Consider the following 14,670-nt stretch of genomic DNA (forward strand, 5'->3'; position numbering starts at 1 on the left):
GCCGATGCGCGGCCCCCGACCGCCGCTGCCTATCCTGACCTGGAATGTCCTTACCCCTACCCCCTTAGCGGAGCACTCACGTGTATTTCACCGACCGAGGTATCGAGGAGCTGGAGAGCCGGCGCGGCGAGGAGGAGGTGACCCTCGGCTGGGTCGCCGAGCAGCTGCGTACGTTCGTCGACCTCAACCCGGACTTCGAGGTGCCGGTGGAGCGGCTGGCGACGTGGCTGGCGCGGCTGGACGACGAGGACGACGACGAGTGACGCGGGCGCTCGGCCGCCGGCGCGGGACGCCCGCCCGCCGGCGCGGAGCGCTTGACTTCCCCACACCGCGATATATCGTGTTCTCAAGGGAACACGATATGTTGCGTTGTCGTACACAGTTGTCGTACATCGGGGAGGCACGTCATGTCTGCGAGCAAAGAGTGGCCGGACGGCCCGGCCGAGGTGGCCGAGCCCCGCACGCTCGACGTCGACGCACCGGTGAACACCCTGCAAGTACGGGTGTACGGCGGCACGGTCAACGTCGTCGGCAGCACGACGGCCGACCGCACCCGCGTCGAGATCACCGAGATCGACGGCCCGCCGCTCACCGTCTCCTACGACCGCGGCACCCTCACCGTCGGCTATGACGACCTCCCCTGGCGGGGACTGCTGAAGTTCCTCGACCGCAAGGGATGGCAGCGCAGCGCCGTCGTCTCGGTGACCGTCCCGGCCGCGGCGCGGGTCGAGGTCGGCGCGGTCGGCGCGAGCGCGGTGCTCTCCGGTATCTCCGGGCGTACGGAGCTGCGCGGCGTCTCCGGGGACGCCACCCTGGTCCGGCTGACCGGGCCGGTCCGCGCCGAGACCGTGACCGGCCGGGTCGAGGCCCAGGCCGTCACCGGCGCCCTGCGGTTCCACTCCGTCTCCGGCGACCTGACCCTCATCGACGGCGGCGGCAGTTCGGTGCGCGCCGAGTCGGTCACCGGCGACATGGTCGTGGACCTGGACCCGGCGGCGGAGGGCACCGACGTACGCCTGACGACGGTCTCCGGCGAGGTCGCCATCCGGCTGCCGGACCCGGCCGACACCGAGGTGGAGGCCAATACGACCAGCGGCGCGGTCTCCAACGCCTTCGACGACCTGCGGGTCGGCGGCCAGTGGGGCGCCAAGAACATCACCGGACGGCTCGGCGCGGGCACCGGGCGCCTGAAGGTCACCACCGTCTCCGGCTCGCTGGCCCTGCTGCGCCGCCCGCGCCCCGAGGACGCCCCCGCCGACCCGCCCGCCGACAAGAAGGTGCTGTAGAGCCATGCCCCCCGTCTTCGCGCACGGCCGCCTCCGTCTGTATCTGCTGAAGCTGCTGGACGAGGCGCCCCGCCACGGTTACGAGATCATCCGGCTGCTGGAGGAGCGCTTCCAGGGCCTGTACGCGCCCTCCGCCGGCACCGTCTACCCGCGCCTCGCCAAGCTCTCCGACGAGGGCCTGGTCACGCACGCCACCGAGGGCGGCCGCAAGGTGTACTCCCTCACCGACGCGGGCCGCGCCGAACTGACCGCGCGCGGCGGCGAGCTGGCGGAACTGGAGCTGGAGATCCGCGAGTCCGTCGCGGCGCTCGCCTCCGACATCCGCGAGGACGTCAGCGGTTCGGCGCGCGACCTGCGCCGCGAGATGCGCGAGGCCGCGCAGGCCACCCGCCGGCAGGGCGGCCGCGACGGCGGACCGGGCGGTGCCGGCTTCCCCGGCTTCCCCGGCCCCTCCGAGGCGTTCGACCGCGGCCCCGACGACCCCGAGGCGTGGCGGCACGCCAAGGAGGAGTTCCGGCGCGCCAAGGAGGAGTGGAAGGAGCAGGCCCGGCGGGCGAAGGAGGAGAGCCGGCGGGCCAAGCAGGAGGCGCAGCGCGCCCGCAAGCAGGCCAAGAACGCCAAGGACTCCGCGCGCGAGGAGGTCCAGGAGGTCATCCGCCGGCTGCAGGAGCGGGCCCAGGAGCAGGCGCGCTCGGGCGACTGGCCGGGCGCGGTGCGCGAGGCGCTCGCCGAGGTCTCGCGCGAGGTCGGCCGCTTCACGGACGGCCTGACGGCGACGGCCGGTACGGCGGGCGGGACGGCGGCGTCCGGCAGCACGGAATCCGCGCCGTCCGGTAGCGCTGCATCCGGTACGTCCGGTACGGCCGATCCGGCGCCCCCCGAGCCGGCGTGGGCGCACGAACCGGCCACCGGCGATCCGGCCCGCGATCTGGACCGGCTGCTGGACCGGTTCCGCGACGGCCTCCGGGACGCGGCGCGCGACCACGGCGTGGACGAAGCCCAGTTGGCGGCGGCCAGGCAGCACCTCGCGACGGCCGCCGCGCACATCGGCGCGCTGCTGCGCCGCCCCGCTCAGTAGTCACCCACGGTTAATTTCGAAGGGCCGGGTTCACCCCAGGTAATCGGGGGAACCCGGCCCTTCGCAGGGCCGCCGCCCGTACTCGGACCGGCCGCGGCATTCCGCCGACTCCTGGCCTTGCCCACGCTTAACGTCAATTCTTCTTACTCATATGTGACTTGAAGGCCATGAGGTAAGCGATGTCGGAGTACCCCGCGGTTGCCCGCCGGCTGTGGCACCACCTCGAACCACTGCACGCCACCCTCTACTTCGCCCCCGAGGCGTTCGAGGAGGCGGCGGCGCTCGGGTACGACGTCGGCACCCGCTGGCCCAGCTACTTCGCCTGGCGCACCGCGCCGCTGGGCGCTGCCGGGCCCGAGCTGGTGGCCGCCACGTACTACAGCTTCAGCCCGCGGATGGTCGAGCAGTACGTACCGCTGATCTGGTCGACGGCCGCGCCCGCCAAGGTGCTGGAGGCCCGGCTGCACGCGATGGACCGCGTACTGCGCCGGCTGATCGGCGACCGGCTGACCAAGGAACAGCTCGCGGAGGCGGCCCGGCTGGCCCGCCAGGCCGCGGAGAACGCGATACCGGCGGCCCGTCCGCTGGCCGCCGCCAACCTGGATCTGCCCTGGCCCTCCGAGCCGCACCTGGAGCTGTGGCAGGCGCTGACCGTCCTGCGCGAGCACCGCGGCGACGGGCACCTGGCCGCGCTGCTCACCGCGGGGCTGGACCCGTGCGAGTCGCTGGTCTCGTTCGCGGCGGTGGGCGCGGCGCCGGAGGAGCACTTCCGCAGCCGCGGCTGGTCCCCGCAGGAGTGGCACGAGGCCCGTGACCGGCTGGCCGCGCGCGGCTGGATCGCGCCCGACGGCCGGGCCACCGACCGCGCCCGCGAGGGCCGGGAGGCGGTCGAGCGGCTGACGGACCAGCTGGCCGCCGGTCCGTGGCGGGCGCTGGGCCGGGCCCGCGCCGACCGCCTCGCCCAGCTGATCACCCCGCTGCTGACCGCCGTCTTCAAGTCCGGCCAGCTCCCGAAGACCACCACCCTGGGCATCAGCACGATCCGCGTCGCGTACTGACACCTTCCCCGGCGCCTTCGTGGCGCCGGGGCCCGGCCAACGGCCCTTAACCGGCTGCTAGTTGACCACCGCCGCGTGGTGATCCGCCTCGCGCTGCAGACCGTGCAGGACGGCGCCGGGGTCGCCGTTCCGGGAGAGGGCGCCGGCGATCTTCTCCTGGAGCCCCGCCCGCACCCGCGGCCAGCTCGTCCTGCCCATCGGCTGGAACTGGACCTTCGGCAGCTGGTCGACGAACGGCCACAGCGGCCGGTACACGGCGTCCGCGCGCATCTTCCGCGCGGCCGGCACGGTCACCGGCAGGGTGCCCTGCCCGCCCGCGTAGTGCACCGCGTTGTCGGTGCTGTAGAGGAAGTCCAGGAAGGTGCCGATCTGCCGGGCGTGGTGGCGCTGCTTGAAGGCCACCAGCCAGTCCGAGAGCCCGGCGGGCGTCGCTTCGCCGCCCGCGCGGCCGGGGAACGGGACTGTGCCGTACGGGACATGGGCCGCCTCGGCCATCGGTATCAGCACCGGGTGGGCGAGGACCATGCCGACCTTGCCGGTGACGAAGCCGCGGTACGCCTCGGTGCGGTTGAGGGCGGGACCCTCGGGACCGGTCAGGCCCGGTGTGACCAGGCCGTCTTTCACTGCCTTCAGTGCCGCGGTGTTCTCGGCGGAGTCCAGGGTGTAGCCGCCGCTCATGCCGACGTAGCCGCCGTTGTTGCCGAGCAGCCAGCTCAGCGTCTCGTCCTCGGCGGCCTCGGGGCCGGTCTGCAGCGCGTACGGCGTCCGCACGCCGGCGGCCTTCAGCGCGGCGGCGGCGCGCTCGATCCCGTCCCACGAGGCCGGCGGGGTCTTGATGCCGGCCCGCGCGAAGAGCTTCTTGTTGTAGAAGAGGCGCGGCGTACTGGAGCTGAAGGGCATCCCGTACTGCACGTGGCTGATCTCGCCCGCCCTGGCCAGCGCGGGGACGAAGTCGGCCTGGGTGCCGATGGAGAGCGTCTCGTCCGCGCTGTAGAGCTGCCCCTTCGCCACGTACGGGGCGAAGGAGCCCGACTGCGCGATGTCGGGCGCGTCACCGTCCGCGGCCCGCGCGGCGACCGTCTTGTCCAGCCGGGTGTACGGCACCGGGTCCAGGTGCACCGCGATGTCCGGGTGCCGCTTCTCGAAGGCGTCGATGACGCGCTTCCAGTAGTCGGTCGAGGAGCGGGCGGTGCGGTGGCCGTAGTCGGCGACCACCAGGTCGAGCGTGACGTCCGCGTCACCCTCGGGGCCCGCGCCGCCGCACGCGGTGAGCGTGAGCGCCAACGCCAACGCAGCTGCCGTACCGGAAAGAGAAAAGGGCGCGCGTCGCCGCCGTATGAACATGTCCGCCTCTGTGCCGAAGTCCCGCCGGCGAGCGGGTGGTTCCCCCGGCCTCAGAGCCTGTCACCCGCCGCCATTGCTGCGCACATGATCACCCACGGGTGGCGCGGGAGTACAAAAATCAGCCGCCGGCGGTGAACGTGACGACGGCGGCCACGCCGTCCGGGCCCGCGTCGAGGTCGGCGCCGGTCCCGGCGGGCAGCAGCGCGGCGTCGTACCGGCCGAGCGTGACCGGTTCCGCGCTCCCCGCGGGGGTCAGCCGCACCGCACCGGCCACCGCGGCGACCAGTACCGCACCGTCCGGACCGGCGGCCGGGCGCACCGCGTACCGGCCGCGGGCCATCGCCACGTCCGCGTGGCAGCGGCCCTCGCGCACCATGACGTTGAAGTTGACGAGGGGGCCGTCGGCCAGGACGCAGTCCGTGGCGGCGCCGCCGGGGAAGGACAGCGGCCGGAACGGCTCGGTGACGGCGGTCCGCTCCCCGTCGATGGTCAGCTCCATGCCGCCCCCGGCGACCATGGTGAGGATGCGCCGGACGCCGGGCAGCGGGGAGTACGGGCCGTCCCGGTCCACGTCCGCCAGGCTGACCCGCCAGTCGAAGGTGTCCCAGCCCGCGCCGCGCGGCCCGGCGGCGATCTCCCGGGTCACGCCGCCCCCGTTGCTCCAGGGGGCGGCGGCGCGTCCGGCGGCCGGCAGCAGTCGTACGCGGTCCATCAGACGGTCAGCACGACCTTGCCGAAGAGGTCACCCTCCGCCATCTTCGCGAAGCCCTCGCGGGCCCGGTCCAGCGGCAGTTCGGAGTCGATGACCGGCTTGACGCCCTTGGCGGCGCAGAAGCTGAGCAGGCTCGCGAGCTCGTCCTTGTCGCCCATCGTCGAGCCGACGACCTTGAGCTCCAGGAAGAAGATCCGGTTCAGCTCGGTCTTCTCCGGGTTGAAGCCGCTGGTGGCGCCGGAGATCACGAGCGTGCCGCCGGGCTTGAGGGACTTGACGGAGTGCGACCAGGTCGCGGCGCCGACGGTCTCGATCACCGCGTCGACCCGCTGCGGCAGCCGCTCGCCGGACGCGAAGACGCCCTCGGCGCCCAGCTCCAGCGCCCGCTTCCGCTTGGCCTCGTCCCGGCTGGTGGCGAAGACCCGCAGGCCCGCCGCCGCGCCGAGCACGATCGCCGCGGTGGCCACGCCGCCGCCCGCGCCCTGGACCAGTACCGAGTCCCCGGGACGTACGCCGGCGTTGGTGAAGAGCATCCGGTACGCGGTCAGCCAGGCGGTCGGCAGACAGGCGGCCTCCGCGAAGCTGAGCTCCTTGGGCTTGGGCAGCACGTTCCAGGCGGGGACCGTGACCTGCTCGGCGAAGGTGCCCTGGTACCGCTCGGTGAGGATCGAGCGGGGCTCCCCCGGGCCGACGCCGTGGCCGGTCTGGCCGATCACGGAGTGCAGGACGACCTCGTTGCCGTCCGCGTCGATGCCGGCGGCGTCGCAGCCGAGGATCATCGGGAGGGCTTCTTCACCGAGGCCCACCCCGCGCAGCGACCAGAGGTCGTGGTGGTTGAGGGAGGCGGCCTTGACGTTGACGGTCGTCCAGCCGGGACGGACCTCGGGAGCGGGGCGCTCGCCCAACTCCAGGCCACTGAGCGGATCGTCACGGTCGATTCGGGCGGCATAGGCAGCGAACATGATCCGAACGTACGCCGCGGGAGCGCCGTTGCGGAACCAATACGGGGTGTGACACGCGCCCCTTCAGGGGCGCGGGGAACTGCGCGAGCAACCCCCGCGGCGCCGCGGCCGGGCCGAGAGCTCGGGAGCTTCCCACGGTGGCCCGCTGCGGCGGCGTCGTGGCCGGTCGCGCAGTTCCCCGCGCCCCTTACGGGTCCGGGCCCGCTCCCCCTGGGGGAGCGGGCCCGGACCACAGGCGGCAGCCGCGTCAGCGGCGAGCCACACCCTCCGCACGCGCGGCAGCCGCAACCGCAGCCGTCACGGCCGGGGCGACCCGCTCGTCGAACGGCGACGGGATGACCTTGTCCGCGCTGAGCTCGTCGGCCACCACCGCGGCCAGCGCCTCGGCCGCGGCGAGCTTCATGCCCTCCGTGATCTGCGAGGCACGCACCTGAAGCGCGCCCGCGAAGATGCCCGGGAAGGCGAGCACGTTGTTGATCTGGTTCGGGTAGTCGCTGCGCCCGGTGGCCACGACCGCGGCGTACTTGTGCGCCACGTCCGGGTGGATCTCCGGGTTCGGGTTGGCCATCGCGAAGATCAGCGAGTCCTTCGCCATCTTCGCCACCGCCTCCTCCGGGACCGTGCCGCCGGAGACGCCGATGAACACGTCCGCGCCTTCCAGCGCGGACTCCAGGGAGCCGGTGAGGCCGCCCTTGTTCGTGAAGCCGGCCACCTCGCGCTTGACGTCCGTCAGGTCCTCACGGTCCGCGGAGACGATGCCCTTGCGGTCGCACACCGCGACATCCCCGATACCGGCCTCGATGAGGATCTTGGCGATGGCGACGCCCGCCGCACCGGCGCCCGAGATGACCGCGCGCAGCTGCCCCAGCGCGCGGTCGGTGAGCTTGGCTGCGTTGCGCAGCGCGGCCAGCGTGACCACGGCGGTGCCGTGCTGGTCGTCGTGGAAGATCGGGATGTCCAGCTTCTCCTGAAGCCGGCGCTCGATCTCGAAGCACCGCGGCGCGGAGATGTCCTCCAGGTTCACGCCTCCGAAGGAGGGCGCGAGCCGCACGACCGTGTCGACGATCTCGTCGGTGTCCGTGGTGCCGAGCGCGATCGGCACCGCGTCGACCCCGCCGAACTGCTTGAAGAGGATGGCCTTGCCCTCCATCACCGGGAGGGACGCCTCCGGGCCGATGTCGCCCAGGCCCAGCACCGCGGTGCCGTCCGTGACCACGGCGACGACCTGGGACTTCCAGGTGTAGTCGTGGACGAGCTCGGGCTGCTCGGCGATGGCGCTGCACACCTTGGCGACGCCGGGCGTGTACGCGAGGGACAGGTCGTCCCGGTCGCGCACCGGCACCGTCGCCTGGACGGCCATCTTGCCGCCGCGGTGGAGCGCGAAGGCCGGATCGAAGGGCTCTTCGTCCGTATTGCTGTCGCTGCGAGGATTGACGATCTCCGCTGCCACTGTTCTGACCCCTTTGTCGTAAATCAGTTGAGGGTGACCGCTCCCTGGTTGCAGAGCGGGCGGGCACCGCGTCCGGTCCCTGCGCCGCGGATGGCCGCCGCGCGGGGGGAGGTACGGACGCCGGGCGCGCCGCACACGCGCCCTGAGCCCCGGATGAGGGGTGTAACGACCCTTTGTACCCGACGGGCGTGCACCCCGACGAGTCAGATTGGTTACCCTCGCGTTCGTAATTCCGACAATAGCCGCGAACCGCTCGAAAAGCCGGACGCGTGGATCATCTTCCGTCCACATGCCGAGACTTACAGACCAGTAATGCCTCTGCGGCGGCCCGAGCGGGCCCGCCATCGGTCGCTGACCAGGTTCGCCACGTCCGTTATGCGATTTTGACCTGCGCAGCAGTCCGAATACCGGAGTCCGGATGGCAAGATTCCGTGACCGAACGAGGTCGCGATGCCCGATGGTGTGTGCCCGGCCCCACCCGGCCGGCTCCCACGTCCCCGTCCCCAGTCGGCTCCATCCGTTCCGCAGCAGGAGGAAAAGCATGACCGCAAGTCCCCGTCGTCGCCCGGCCTCCGGCAGGTCCCGCACGGCCGCCGGCGCAGCGACAGCGGTCGCGGCCGCCCTTCTGCTCAGCGGCTGCGGCGACCAGACGGACGCCGCCATCGCCAAGCGCGAGGCCGCGAAGACCCGCAATGTGCACGCCCCGCTCTTCAAGAAGCTGCCCAAGGCCGTCCAGGACAAGGGCTTCCTCCAGGTCGGCTCGGACGCGACGTACAAGCCGGTGGAATTCCGGAAGAACGGTGCGATCGTCGGCATCGACCCCGACCTCGCCGCCGCCATGAGCAAGCAGCTGGGCGTCAAGCTCAACTTCAACAACGCCACCTTCGACACCCTCATGGGCGGTCTGAAGTCCAAGCGCTACGACATCGCGATGTCGGCGATGACGGACACCAAGGAGCGCCAGCAGGGCATCGACTCCACCACCGGCAAGAAGATCGGCGAGGGCGTCGACTTCGTCGACTACTTCAACGCCGGCGTCTCGCTCTACGTCCAGAAGGGCAAGAGCGACACCGTCTCGGACTGGGCCGACCTGTGCGGCAAGTCCATCGCCGTACAGCGCGGCACCGTCTCGCACGACTACGCCAAGGACCAGGCGAAGAAGTGCAAGAAGGACGGCGAGGAGACGATCTCCATCGAGGCGTTCGACAACGACTCCGAGGCCCAGACCCGGCTGCGCACCGCCGGTGTCGACGCGGTCTCCAGCGACTACCCGGTCGCCGCCTACGCCGTGAAGACCTCCGGCGGCGGCAAGGACTTCGAGGTCGTCGGCGACCAGGTCGAGGCGGCCCCGTACGGCATCGCCGTCCCCAAGGGTCAGGAGCAGCTGCGCGACGCCCTCAAGGCCGCGCTCGAAGCCACGATCAAGAACGGGGATTACGCCAAGATCCTCAAGAAGTGGCAGGTCAAGGACGCGGGGGTCAAGGAAGTGAAGCTCAACGGCGGCTCCTGAGCCTGCCACTGAGTCGCTGTCCCTTCCCGCCCGCCGAACTCCGCCGAACCCCGAAAGGCAACACCCGTGTCTGTCGACGTCGACAAGGCGGCCAGGCCGCCGCAGGACGCTCCCCCGCCGCTGCCCGAGTCCATCAAGGCCGTCCCCGTGCGCCACTACGGCCGCTGGATCGCCGCCCTGGTGGTCATAGCCCTGCTCGCGCTCCTCGTCCGGGCCTTCGCGACCGGTAACGTCAACTGGGACGCGATCCCCGATTACCTCTTCAACTCGGACATTCTGCGCGGTCTGCGCAACACCCTCCTGATCACCGTGCTGTCCATGGTGATCGGTGTGGTGCTCGGCGTGATCCTCGCCGTGATGCGCCAGTCCAAGAACCCGGTGACCTCGACCGTCGCGTGGTTCTACATCTGGTTCTTCCGCGGCACGCCGGTCTACGTCCAGCTCTTCCTCTGGTTCAACCTGGGCCTCGTCTTCCAGTACATCGACATCATGCCGATCTACAAGGACGAGTGGTCGGACTTCATGACCCCGTTCCTGTGCGCGCTGCTGGGCCTCGGCCTGAACGAGGCCGCGTACATGGCGGAGATCTGCCGCGCCGGCCTGAACGCGGTCGACGAGGGCCAGACCGAGGCCGCGCACGCGCTCGGCATGAGCCACGGCAGGACCCTGCGCCGGATCGTGGTGCCCCAGGCGATGCGCGTCATCGTGCCGCCGACCGGCAACGAGGTCATCAACATGCTGAAGACCTCCTCGCTGGTGATCGCGGTCCAGTACTACGACCTGCTGCAGTCCGCGCAGAACGTCGGCCGGGACTCCGGCGTCGTCGTCGAGATGCTGATCCTCGCCGCCGTCTGGTACCTCGTCGCCACCAGCGTGCTCAGCGTCGGCCAGTACTACCTGGAGCGCCACTACGCCCGCGGCTCCAGCCGCCAGCTCCCGCTCACCCCGATGCAGAAGGCCAAGGCCAAGCTGTCCGGCGGTGCCAACCACCCCGCCGGAGGTGCCTCATGACCGCCGCCAAGTCCGCTTCGAAGGCCGTCCCCATGGTCAAGGCCGAGGGCGTCCACAAGTCCTTCGGCGCAGCCCACATCCTCAAGGGCATCGACCTGGAGGTCGCGCCCAAGGAGGTCTTCTGCCTGATCGGTCCGTCCGGTTCCGGCAAGTCGACCTTCCTGCGCTGCATCAACCACCTGGAGAAGATCAACGCCGGCCGGCTCTCGGTCGACGGCGAGCTGGTCGGCTACCGCGAGCACAACGGCAAGCTGTACGAGCTGCGCGACAAGGAGGTCGCCGCCCGCCGCCGGGACATCGGCATGGTCTTCCAGCGCTTCAACCTCTTCCCGCACATGACCGCGGTGGAGAACGTCATGGAGGCGCCGGTCCAGGTCAAGGGCGAGTCCAAGGCGTCGGCCCGCGAGCGCGCCCTGAAGCTGCTGGACCGGGTGGGCCTGAAGGACAAGGCCGGCAACTACCCCTCGCGGCTCTCCGGCGGCCAGCAGCAGCGCGTGGCGATCGCCCGCGCGCTCGCCATGGAGCCCAAGCTGATGCTCTTCGACGAGCCCACCTCGGCGCTCGACCCGGAGCTGGTCGGCGACGTCCTGGACGTCATGAAGGACCTGGCCGCCGACGGCATGACCATGGTCGTGGTCACGCACGAGATGGGCTTCGCCCGGGAGGTCGGCGACTCGCTGGTCTTCATGGACGACGGCGTGGTCGTCGAGTCCGGCCACCCGCGCGACGTGCTGACCAAGCCGCAGCACGAGCGCACGAAGTCGTTCCTCTCGAAGGTGCTCTGAAACGCGCTGAGGGGGGGGGGGGGGGGGGGGGGGGGCCCCCCCCCCCCCCCCACCGCGCCCCCCCCCCCCCCCCCCCCCCCCCCCCCCCGCCGCCGGGCCCCCCCCCCCCCCCCCCGCGGCCCCCGGGGGGGGGGCCCCCCCCCCCCCCCCCCCCCCCCCCCCGCCCCTCGTCATTCCCGGCTACTTCAGCCCCAGCACCATCGCGTCCGACGGGGAGGCCCAGACCGTGCGGGCCTCGGCGAAGCCGGCGTCGCGGAGCGCCTGGGCGTGCCACGCCGCCGAGGGGGTGTCGCCGTCCGCGTGCTCGCCGTAGATCTCGAACCGCTCGGCGGTCGGCCCGGCCAGCACCGGGTCCGCGGCCGCGAGCGCCCACCATTCCTTCCAGTCCACCGCGCCGGCCGCCTTGGCCGCGTCCATGCGGGCGTGCCGCTGCGCGCGGTCGGCGGCGTTCAGCCGGGGCGTGGACGGGTCGGGCATGTGGTCGGCGTTCAGGAAGACGCCGCCCTCCCGGACCAGGCCGGCCAGCTGCCCGTACAGCACGCTCAGCTCGTCGCTGTGCAGCCAGTGCAGCGCAGTGGCAGTCAGTACCGCGTCATACGTCTCGTACGGGAGCTTCGCGGGCCACGCCGGGTCCTTCAGGTCGGCCCGGACGAACTCCACCCGCCGCTCGTCCGCGAAGTACCCCTCCGCAATGGCCAGCAGCGCGGGGTCGAGGTCGACGCCCGTGCTGAGCGCACCCGGCAGCCGCTTCAGCAGCCGGTCGGTGATGCTGCCGGTGCCGCACGCGAGGTCCAGGACGCGCGGCTCGGGGCCCGTCACCGCCTCGACCATGTCCAGCATGACCCGGAACCGCTCCTCGCGGTCCGGCAGGTACCACTCCTGCTGCCGGTCCCAACTGTCCTGCCACGCCTGCCAGTCCGTCCGCGTCACGGCCTCGGTCACCGGAACCCCTCTCGCCTGTAATACCCTCGAACAGACAACGCCCATTACGGGCTAGGTACGCAGACTAACCCGCGCCCGGTAAGGACTACAAGTGGAACTGGCCTATTACTCGGACTACGCCGTGCGGCTGGTCAACAGCGAGCAGCCGGAGCGCGGCACCGACACCCTGACGTCGGTCGAGGCCGTACGCGCCCTCTTCGGCCCCGCCCAGCACACCGCCCGGCGGGCCACCGAGGCCGATGTGACCCGGCTGCGCGCCGTACGGACCCGGCTGCGCGCGATCTTCGAGGCGGCCGCCGCCGGCGACGAGGTACTCGCCGTCGACCTCCTCAACGCGCTGCTCATCGAATTCCCGGTCAGCCCGCAGATCTCCGGGCACGAGACGCGGGACGCCGACGGCCGCCCCGACTGGCATCTGCACATCGCGGACCACGCCGCCAACGCCACCGCCGGCTACACGGCCACCGCCTGCATGGGCCTGGCCGTCCACCTCACCGAACTGGGCGTGGACCGCCTCGGCACCTGCCAGGCGGCACCGTGCCGCAACGTCTACCTCGACACCTCCACCAACCGCTCCCGGCGCTACTGCTCCGACCGCTGCGCCACCCGCGCCAACGTCGCCGCCTACCGCGCCCGCAAGCGCCAGGAGTCGGCCCGCGACGACACCTAGCGGCGGGCGTTCCGCACCGGCCGGACCGCCGACACCAGCCACGACAGCACCCCGGCGACCGACCGCCGCACCTCGCGCGGCGGCCGCACCCGCAGCCACGCGCGGGCGACCACCAGCTCGTCGGGCACCGTGCCGAACTCCCGGCTGTCGTTCTCCACGAAGGGGTTGTCCCCCTGCACCCACCAGCCGCCCGCACGCCGCTCCACCGCCCGCTTGACGATGAGCAGATCCTGCCGGAACGGGTGTTTCAGGACGATCACATCGCCCGGTCGCACCACCGCGCCGTACCGGACCACCAACTGGTCCCCGGGCCGCAGAGTGGGCACCATCGAGGGGTTGTACACCTCGGCGAGACCGATCGTCCGGAGCGGCCCACGGCCCTCCCGGCCCTGCTCCTGCCCCTGATCGGGCCAGCGCTCATGCACCTGCTCCGGCATCCGGCACCTCCCGGTCGAATCCTCCACCAGCCCCAGCCTCCCACCGGACTTTTGCCCTAAGACCCCCGGCCCACCCGAGAAAAGCCTTCCCGTACCGAGTAATCTCGCACCTGAGAAGACGATCACGAGGAAGGACTGAACATGCTTTCCCGCCTGTTCGCCCCCAAGGTGAAGGTCAGCGCCCACTGCGACCTGCCCTGCGGTGTCTACGACCCTGCCCAGGCCCGCATCGAGGCCGAGTCGGTCAAGGCCGTGCAGGAGAAGTACCAGGCCAACGAGGATGCGGACTTCCGCACCCGCGCGGTCCTCATCAAGGAGCAGCGCGCGGAGCTGGCCAAGCACCACGTCTCGGTGCTGTGGAGCGACTACTTCAAGCCGCCGCACTTCGAGAAGTACCCGGAGCTGCACCAGCTGGTCAACGACACCCTCAAGGCCCTCTCGGCCGCCAAGGGTTCGAACGACCCCGCCACCGGCCAGAAGGCTCTGGACTACATCGCCCAGATCGACAAGATCTTCTGGGAGACCAAGAAGGCCTGACCCCGGCCTCCCCGACCGCACCCGGTCCGCAAGCCGCCCCACCCGGCGGCCATGGCGGACCGGGTGCGGTCTTTTGCTGGTTTGCCTCCTCGATCAGGGGTTACCCGTTGGGACAGCCCATTCCGAAAGGACCACCGACCGGGGCAAGTGATCGTATGAGGGATTCGTCCGCCGCGGCGGAGCTGGTGCTGGCCGCTGCCGCCGAGGAGGACGCGCGCGGGCTCTCCGAGCGGTTGTGCGAGGCGCTGTGTGCGGCCCTCCCGGTGGACGGGGCGACGATCTCGCTGCTCACCGATACGCCCGACCGCCAGCTCCTGCACGCGTGCGGCGAGTCGGCGCTGCGGCTGGAGGAGATCCAGTTCACGCTGGGCGAGGGTCCGTGCGTGACGGCGGCGGCGACCGGGCGGGTGCAGATCGTGGCCGACCTGCACGGCCGGCTGACGCAGTGGCCGATCTTCGGCGCCGCGGCACGCCAGGAACTCCAGCAGGTCGGCGCGGTGTACGCCTTCCCGATGACCGACGGCGGCGGGGAGCCTCCGCTGGGCTCCATCGACCTGCTGCGGTACGAGCCGTGGGAGCCGGACGACGAGACCGTACGGGAGTGTGTGCGGGCCACGCGCGCCGCGACGGTGGCGCTGCTGACGGCGCCGTCCGCGCTGCCCTGGAACCCGACGCCGATGATGGACGCGCACTGGGGCCGCACGCACCGCGCGGCCGGAGGGCTCTCCCAGGAGACGGGCGTACCGGTGGCCGAGGCGCTCGCCCGGCTGCGCGCCGACGCGTTCGTGACCGGGAGGCCGCTGCCCGAGGTCGCGGAGGAGACGCTGGCGCGGCTGCACGGCAGGCGGCGCGGCGGCGGGTCCGCCGACGACAGCCGCGGCCGGTAGC

Annotated in this window: 16 protein-coding genes; 10 read left to right on the top strand and 6 right to left on the bottom strand. The window is 71.8% G+C overall.

All coding sequences use genetic code 11. From position 1 onward, the window contains the following. The first annotated feature begins 80 nt into the window (after positions 1–80). The 4 genes from ACIGXO_RS10055 (at position 81) to ACIGXO_RS10070 (ending at position 3,422) form a co-directional block, all read left to right on the top strand. Entirely contained in the window at positions 81–263 is a 183-nt protein-coding gene (locus tag ACIGXO_RS10055) for a DUF6104 family protein (RefSeq protein ID WP_030258837.1), read from the top strand. 144 nt (positions 264–407) lie between these two features. Continuing rightward, positions 408–1,286: a DUF4097 family beta strand repeat-containing protein gene (locus tag ACIGXO_RS10060; protein ID WP_399783001.1), complete on the top strand. Its 879-nt coding sequence runs from the start codon at positions 408–410 to the stop codon at positions 1,284–1,286. A gap of 4 nt (positions 1,287–1,290) precedes the next feature. Beyond that, positions 1,291–2,364 (top strand): helix-turn-helix transcriptional regulator, encoded by a 1,074-nt coding sequence (locus ACIGXO_RS10065; protein ID WP_399783004.1) that lies wholly within the window; start codon positions 1,291–1,293, stop codon positions 2,362–2,364. 179 nt (positions 2,365–2,543) lie between these two features. Beyond that, positions 2,544–3,422: a hypothetical protein gene (locus ACIGXO_RS10070; RefSeq protein ID WP_399783007.1), complete on the top strand. Its 879-nt coding sequence runs from the start codon at positions 2,544–2,546 to the stop codon at positions 3,420–3,422. Between the two features lie 57 nt (positions 3,423–3,479). Here the strand turns inward: ACIGXO_RS10070 and ACIGXO_RS10075 are convergent, their stop codons facing one another. The 4 genes from ACIGXO_RS10075 to ACIGXO_RS10090 all read right to left on the bottom strand — a co-directional run bounded on the left by ACIGXO_RS10075 (position 3,480) and on the right by ACIGXO_RS10090 (position 7,890). Beyond that, positions 3,480–4,712 (bottom strand): extracellular solute-binding protein, encoded by a 1,233-nt coding sequence (locus ACIGXO_RS10075; RefSeq protein WP_399783010.1) that lies wholly within the window; start codon positions 4,710–4,712, stop codon positions 3,480–3,482. A gap of 172 nt (positions 4,713–4,884) precedes the next feature. After that, positions 4,885–5,478 carry a HutD family protein gene (locus ACIGXO_RS10080; protein ID WP_399783014.1) on the bottom strand — a complete coding sequence of 198 codons (594 nt, stop codon included), beginning with the start codon at positions 5,476–5,478 and terminating at the stop codon, positions 4,885–4,887. Next, positions 5,478–6,440 (bottom strand): zinc-binding dehydrogenase, encoded by a 963-nt coding sequence (locus ACIGXO_RS10085; RefSeq protein WP_399783017.1) that lies wholly within the window; start codon positions 6,438–6,440, stop codon positions 5,478–5,480. Before ACIGXO_RS10085 ends, ACIGXO_RS10080 begins: the two co-directional genes overlap by 1 nt. Before the next feature lie 247 nt (positions 6,441–6,687). Next, positions 6,688–7,890 carry an NADP-dependent malic enzyme gene (locus ACIGXO_RS10090; protein WP_399783020.1) on the bottom strand — a complete coding sequence of 401 codons (1,203 nt, stop codon included), beginning with the start codon at positions 7,888–7,890 and terminating at the stop codon, positions 6,688–6,690. Between the two features lie 541 nt (positions 7,891–8,431). Between ACIGXO_RS10090 and ACIGXO_RS10095 the strand changes: the two genes are divergently transcribed. From ACIGXO_RS10095 to ACIGXO_RS10105, 3 genes are all read left to right on the top strand, one after another. After that, positions 8,432–9,400: an ABC transporter substrate-binding protein gene (locus ACIGXO_RS10095; RefSeq protein ID WP_399783022.1), complete on the top strand. Its 969-nt coding sequence runs from the start codon at positions 8,432–8,434 to the stop codon at positions 9,398–9,400. Between the two features lie 66 nt (positions 9,401–9,466). After that, entirely contained in the window at positions 9,467–10,411 is a 945-nt protein-coding gene (locus ACIGXO_RS10100) for an amino acid ABC transporter permease (RefSeq protein WP_399783025.1), read from the top strand. Between the two features lie 32 nt (positions 10,412–10,443). Beyond that, positions 10,444–11,196 carry an amino acid ABC transporter ATP-binding protein gene (locus ACIGXO_RS10105; protein WP_399783830.1) on the top strand — a complete coding sequence of 251 codons (753 nt, stop codon included), beginning with the start codon at positions 10,444–10,446 and terminating at the stop codon, positions 11,194–11,196. A 180-nt stretch (positions 11,197–11,376) separates the two neighbouring features. Here ACIGXO_RS10105 and ACIGXO_RS10110 read toward each other — a convergent pair whose 3' ends face one another. Then, on the bottom strand, positions 11,377–12,138 hold the full coding sequence (locus tag ACIGXO_RS10110; protein ID WP_399783028.1) for a class I SAM-dependent methyltransferase: 762 nt from the start codon (positions 12,136–12,138) through the stop codon (positions 11,377–11,379). A gap of 91 nt (positions 12,139–12,229) precedes the next feature. On the opposite strand from ACIGXO_RS10110, the gene ACIGXO_RS10115 reads away from it, so the two are divergent. After that, a complete protein-coding gene (locus ACIGXO_RS10115) occupies positions 12,230–12,808 on the top strand; it encodes a CGNR zinc finger domain-containing protein (protein WP_399783031.1) in 579 nt (192 codons plus the stop codon). Here ACIGXO_RS10115 and sodX read toward each other — a convergent pair. Further along, positions 12,805–13,245 carry a nickel-type superoxide dismutase maturation protease gene (gene sodX, locus ACIGXO_RS10120; protein ID WP_399783034.1) on the bottom strand — a complete coding sequence of 147 codons (441 nt, stop codon included), beginning with the start codon at positions 13,243–13,245 and terminating at the stop codon, positions 12,805–12,807. The two genes, ACIGXO_RS10115 and sodX, sit on opposite strands and share 4 nt — an antisense overlap. Positions 13,246–13,386: 141 nt before the next feature. Between sodX and sodN the strand changes: the two genes are divergently transcribed. Together sodN and ACIGXO_RS10130 are read left to right on the top strand one after the other, a co-directional pair. Next, on the top strand, positions 13,387–13,782 hold the full coding sequence (sodN, locus tag ACIGXO_RS10125) for a superoxide dismutase, Ni (protein WP_030085982.1): 396 nt from the start codon (positions 13,387–13,389) through the stop codon (positions 13,780–13,782). A gap of 155 nt (positions 13,783–13,937) precedes the next feature. Continuing rightward, positions 13,938–14,669: a GAF domain-containing protein gene (locus ACIGXO_RS10130; protein ID WP_399783037.1), complete on the top strand. Its 732-nt coding sequence runs from the start codon at positions 13,938–13,940 to the stop codon at positions 14,667–14,669. The last annotated feature ends 1 nt before the right edge of the window (position 14,670 follow it).

The sequence above is a fragment of the Streptomyces sp. NPDC053542 genome, from assembly GCF_044544685.1.
Classification (GTDB): Bacteria; Actinomycetota; Actinomycetes; order Streptomycetales; family Streptomycetaceae; genus Streptomyces.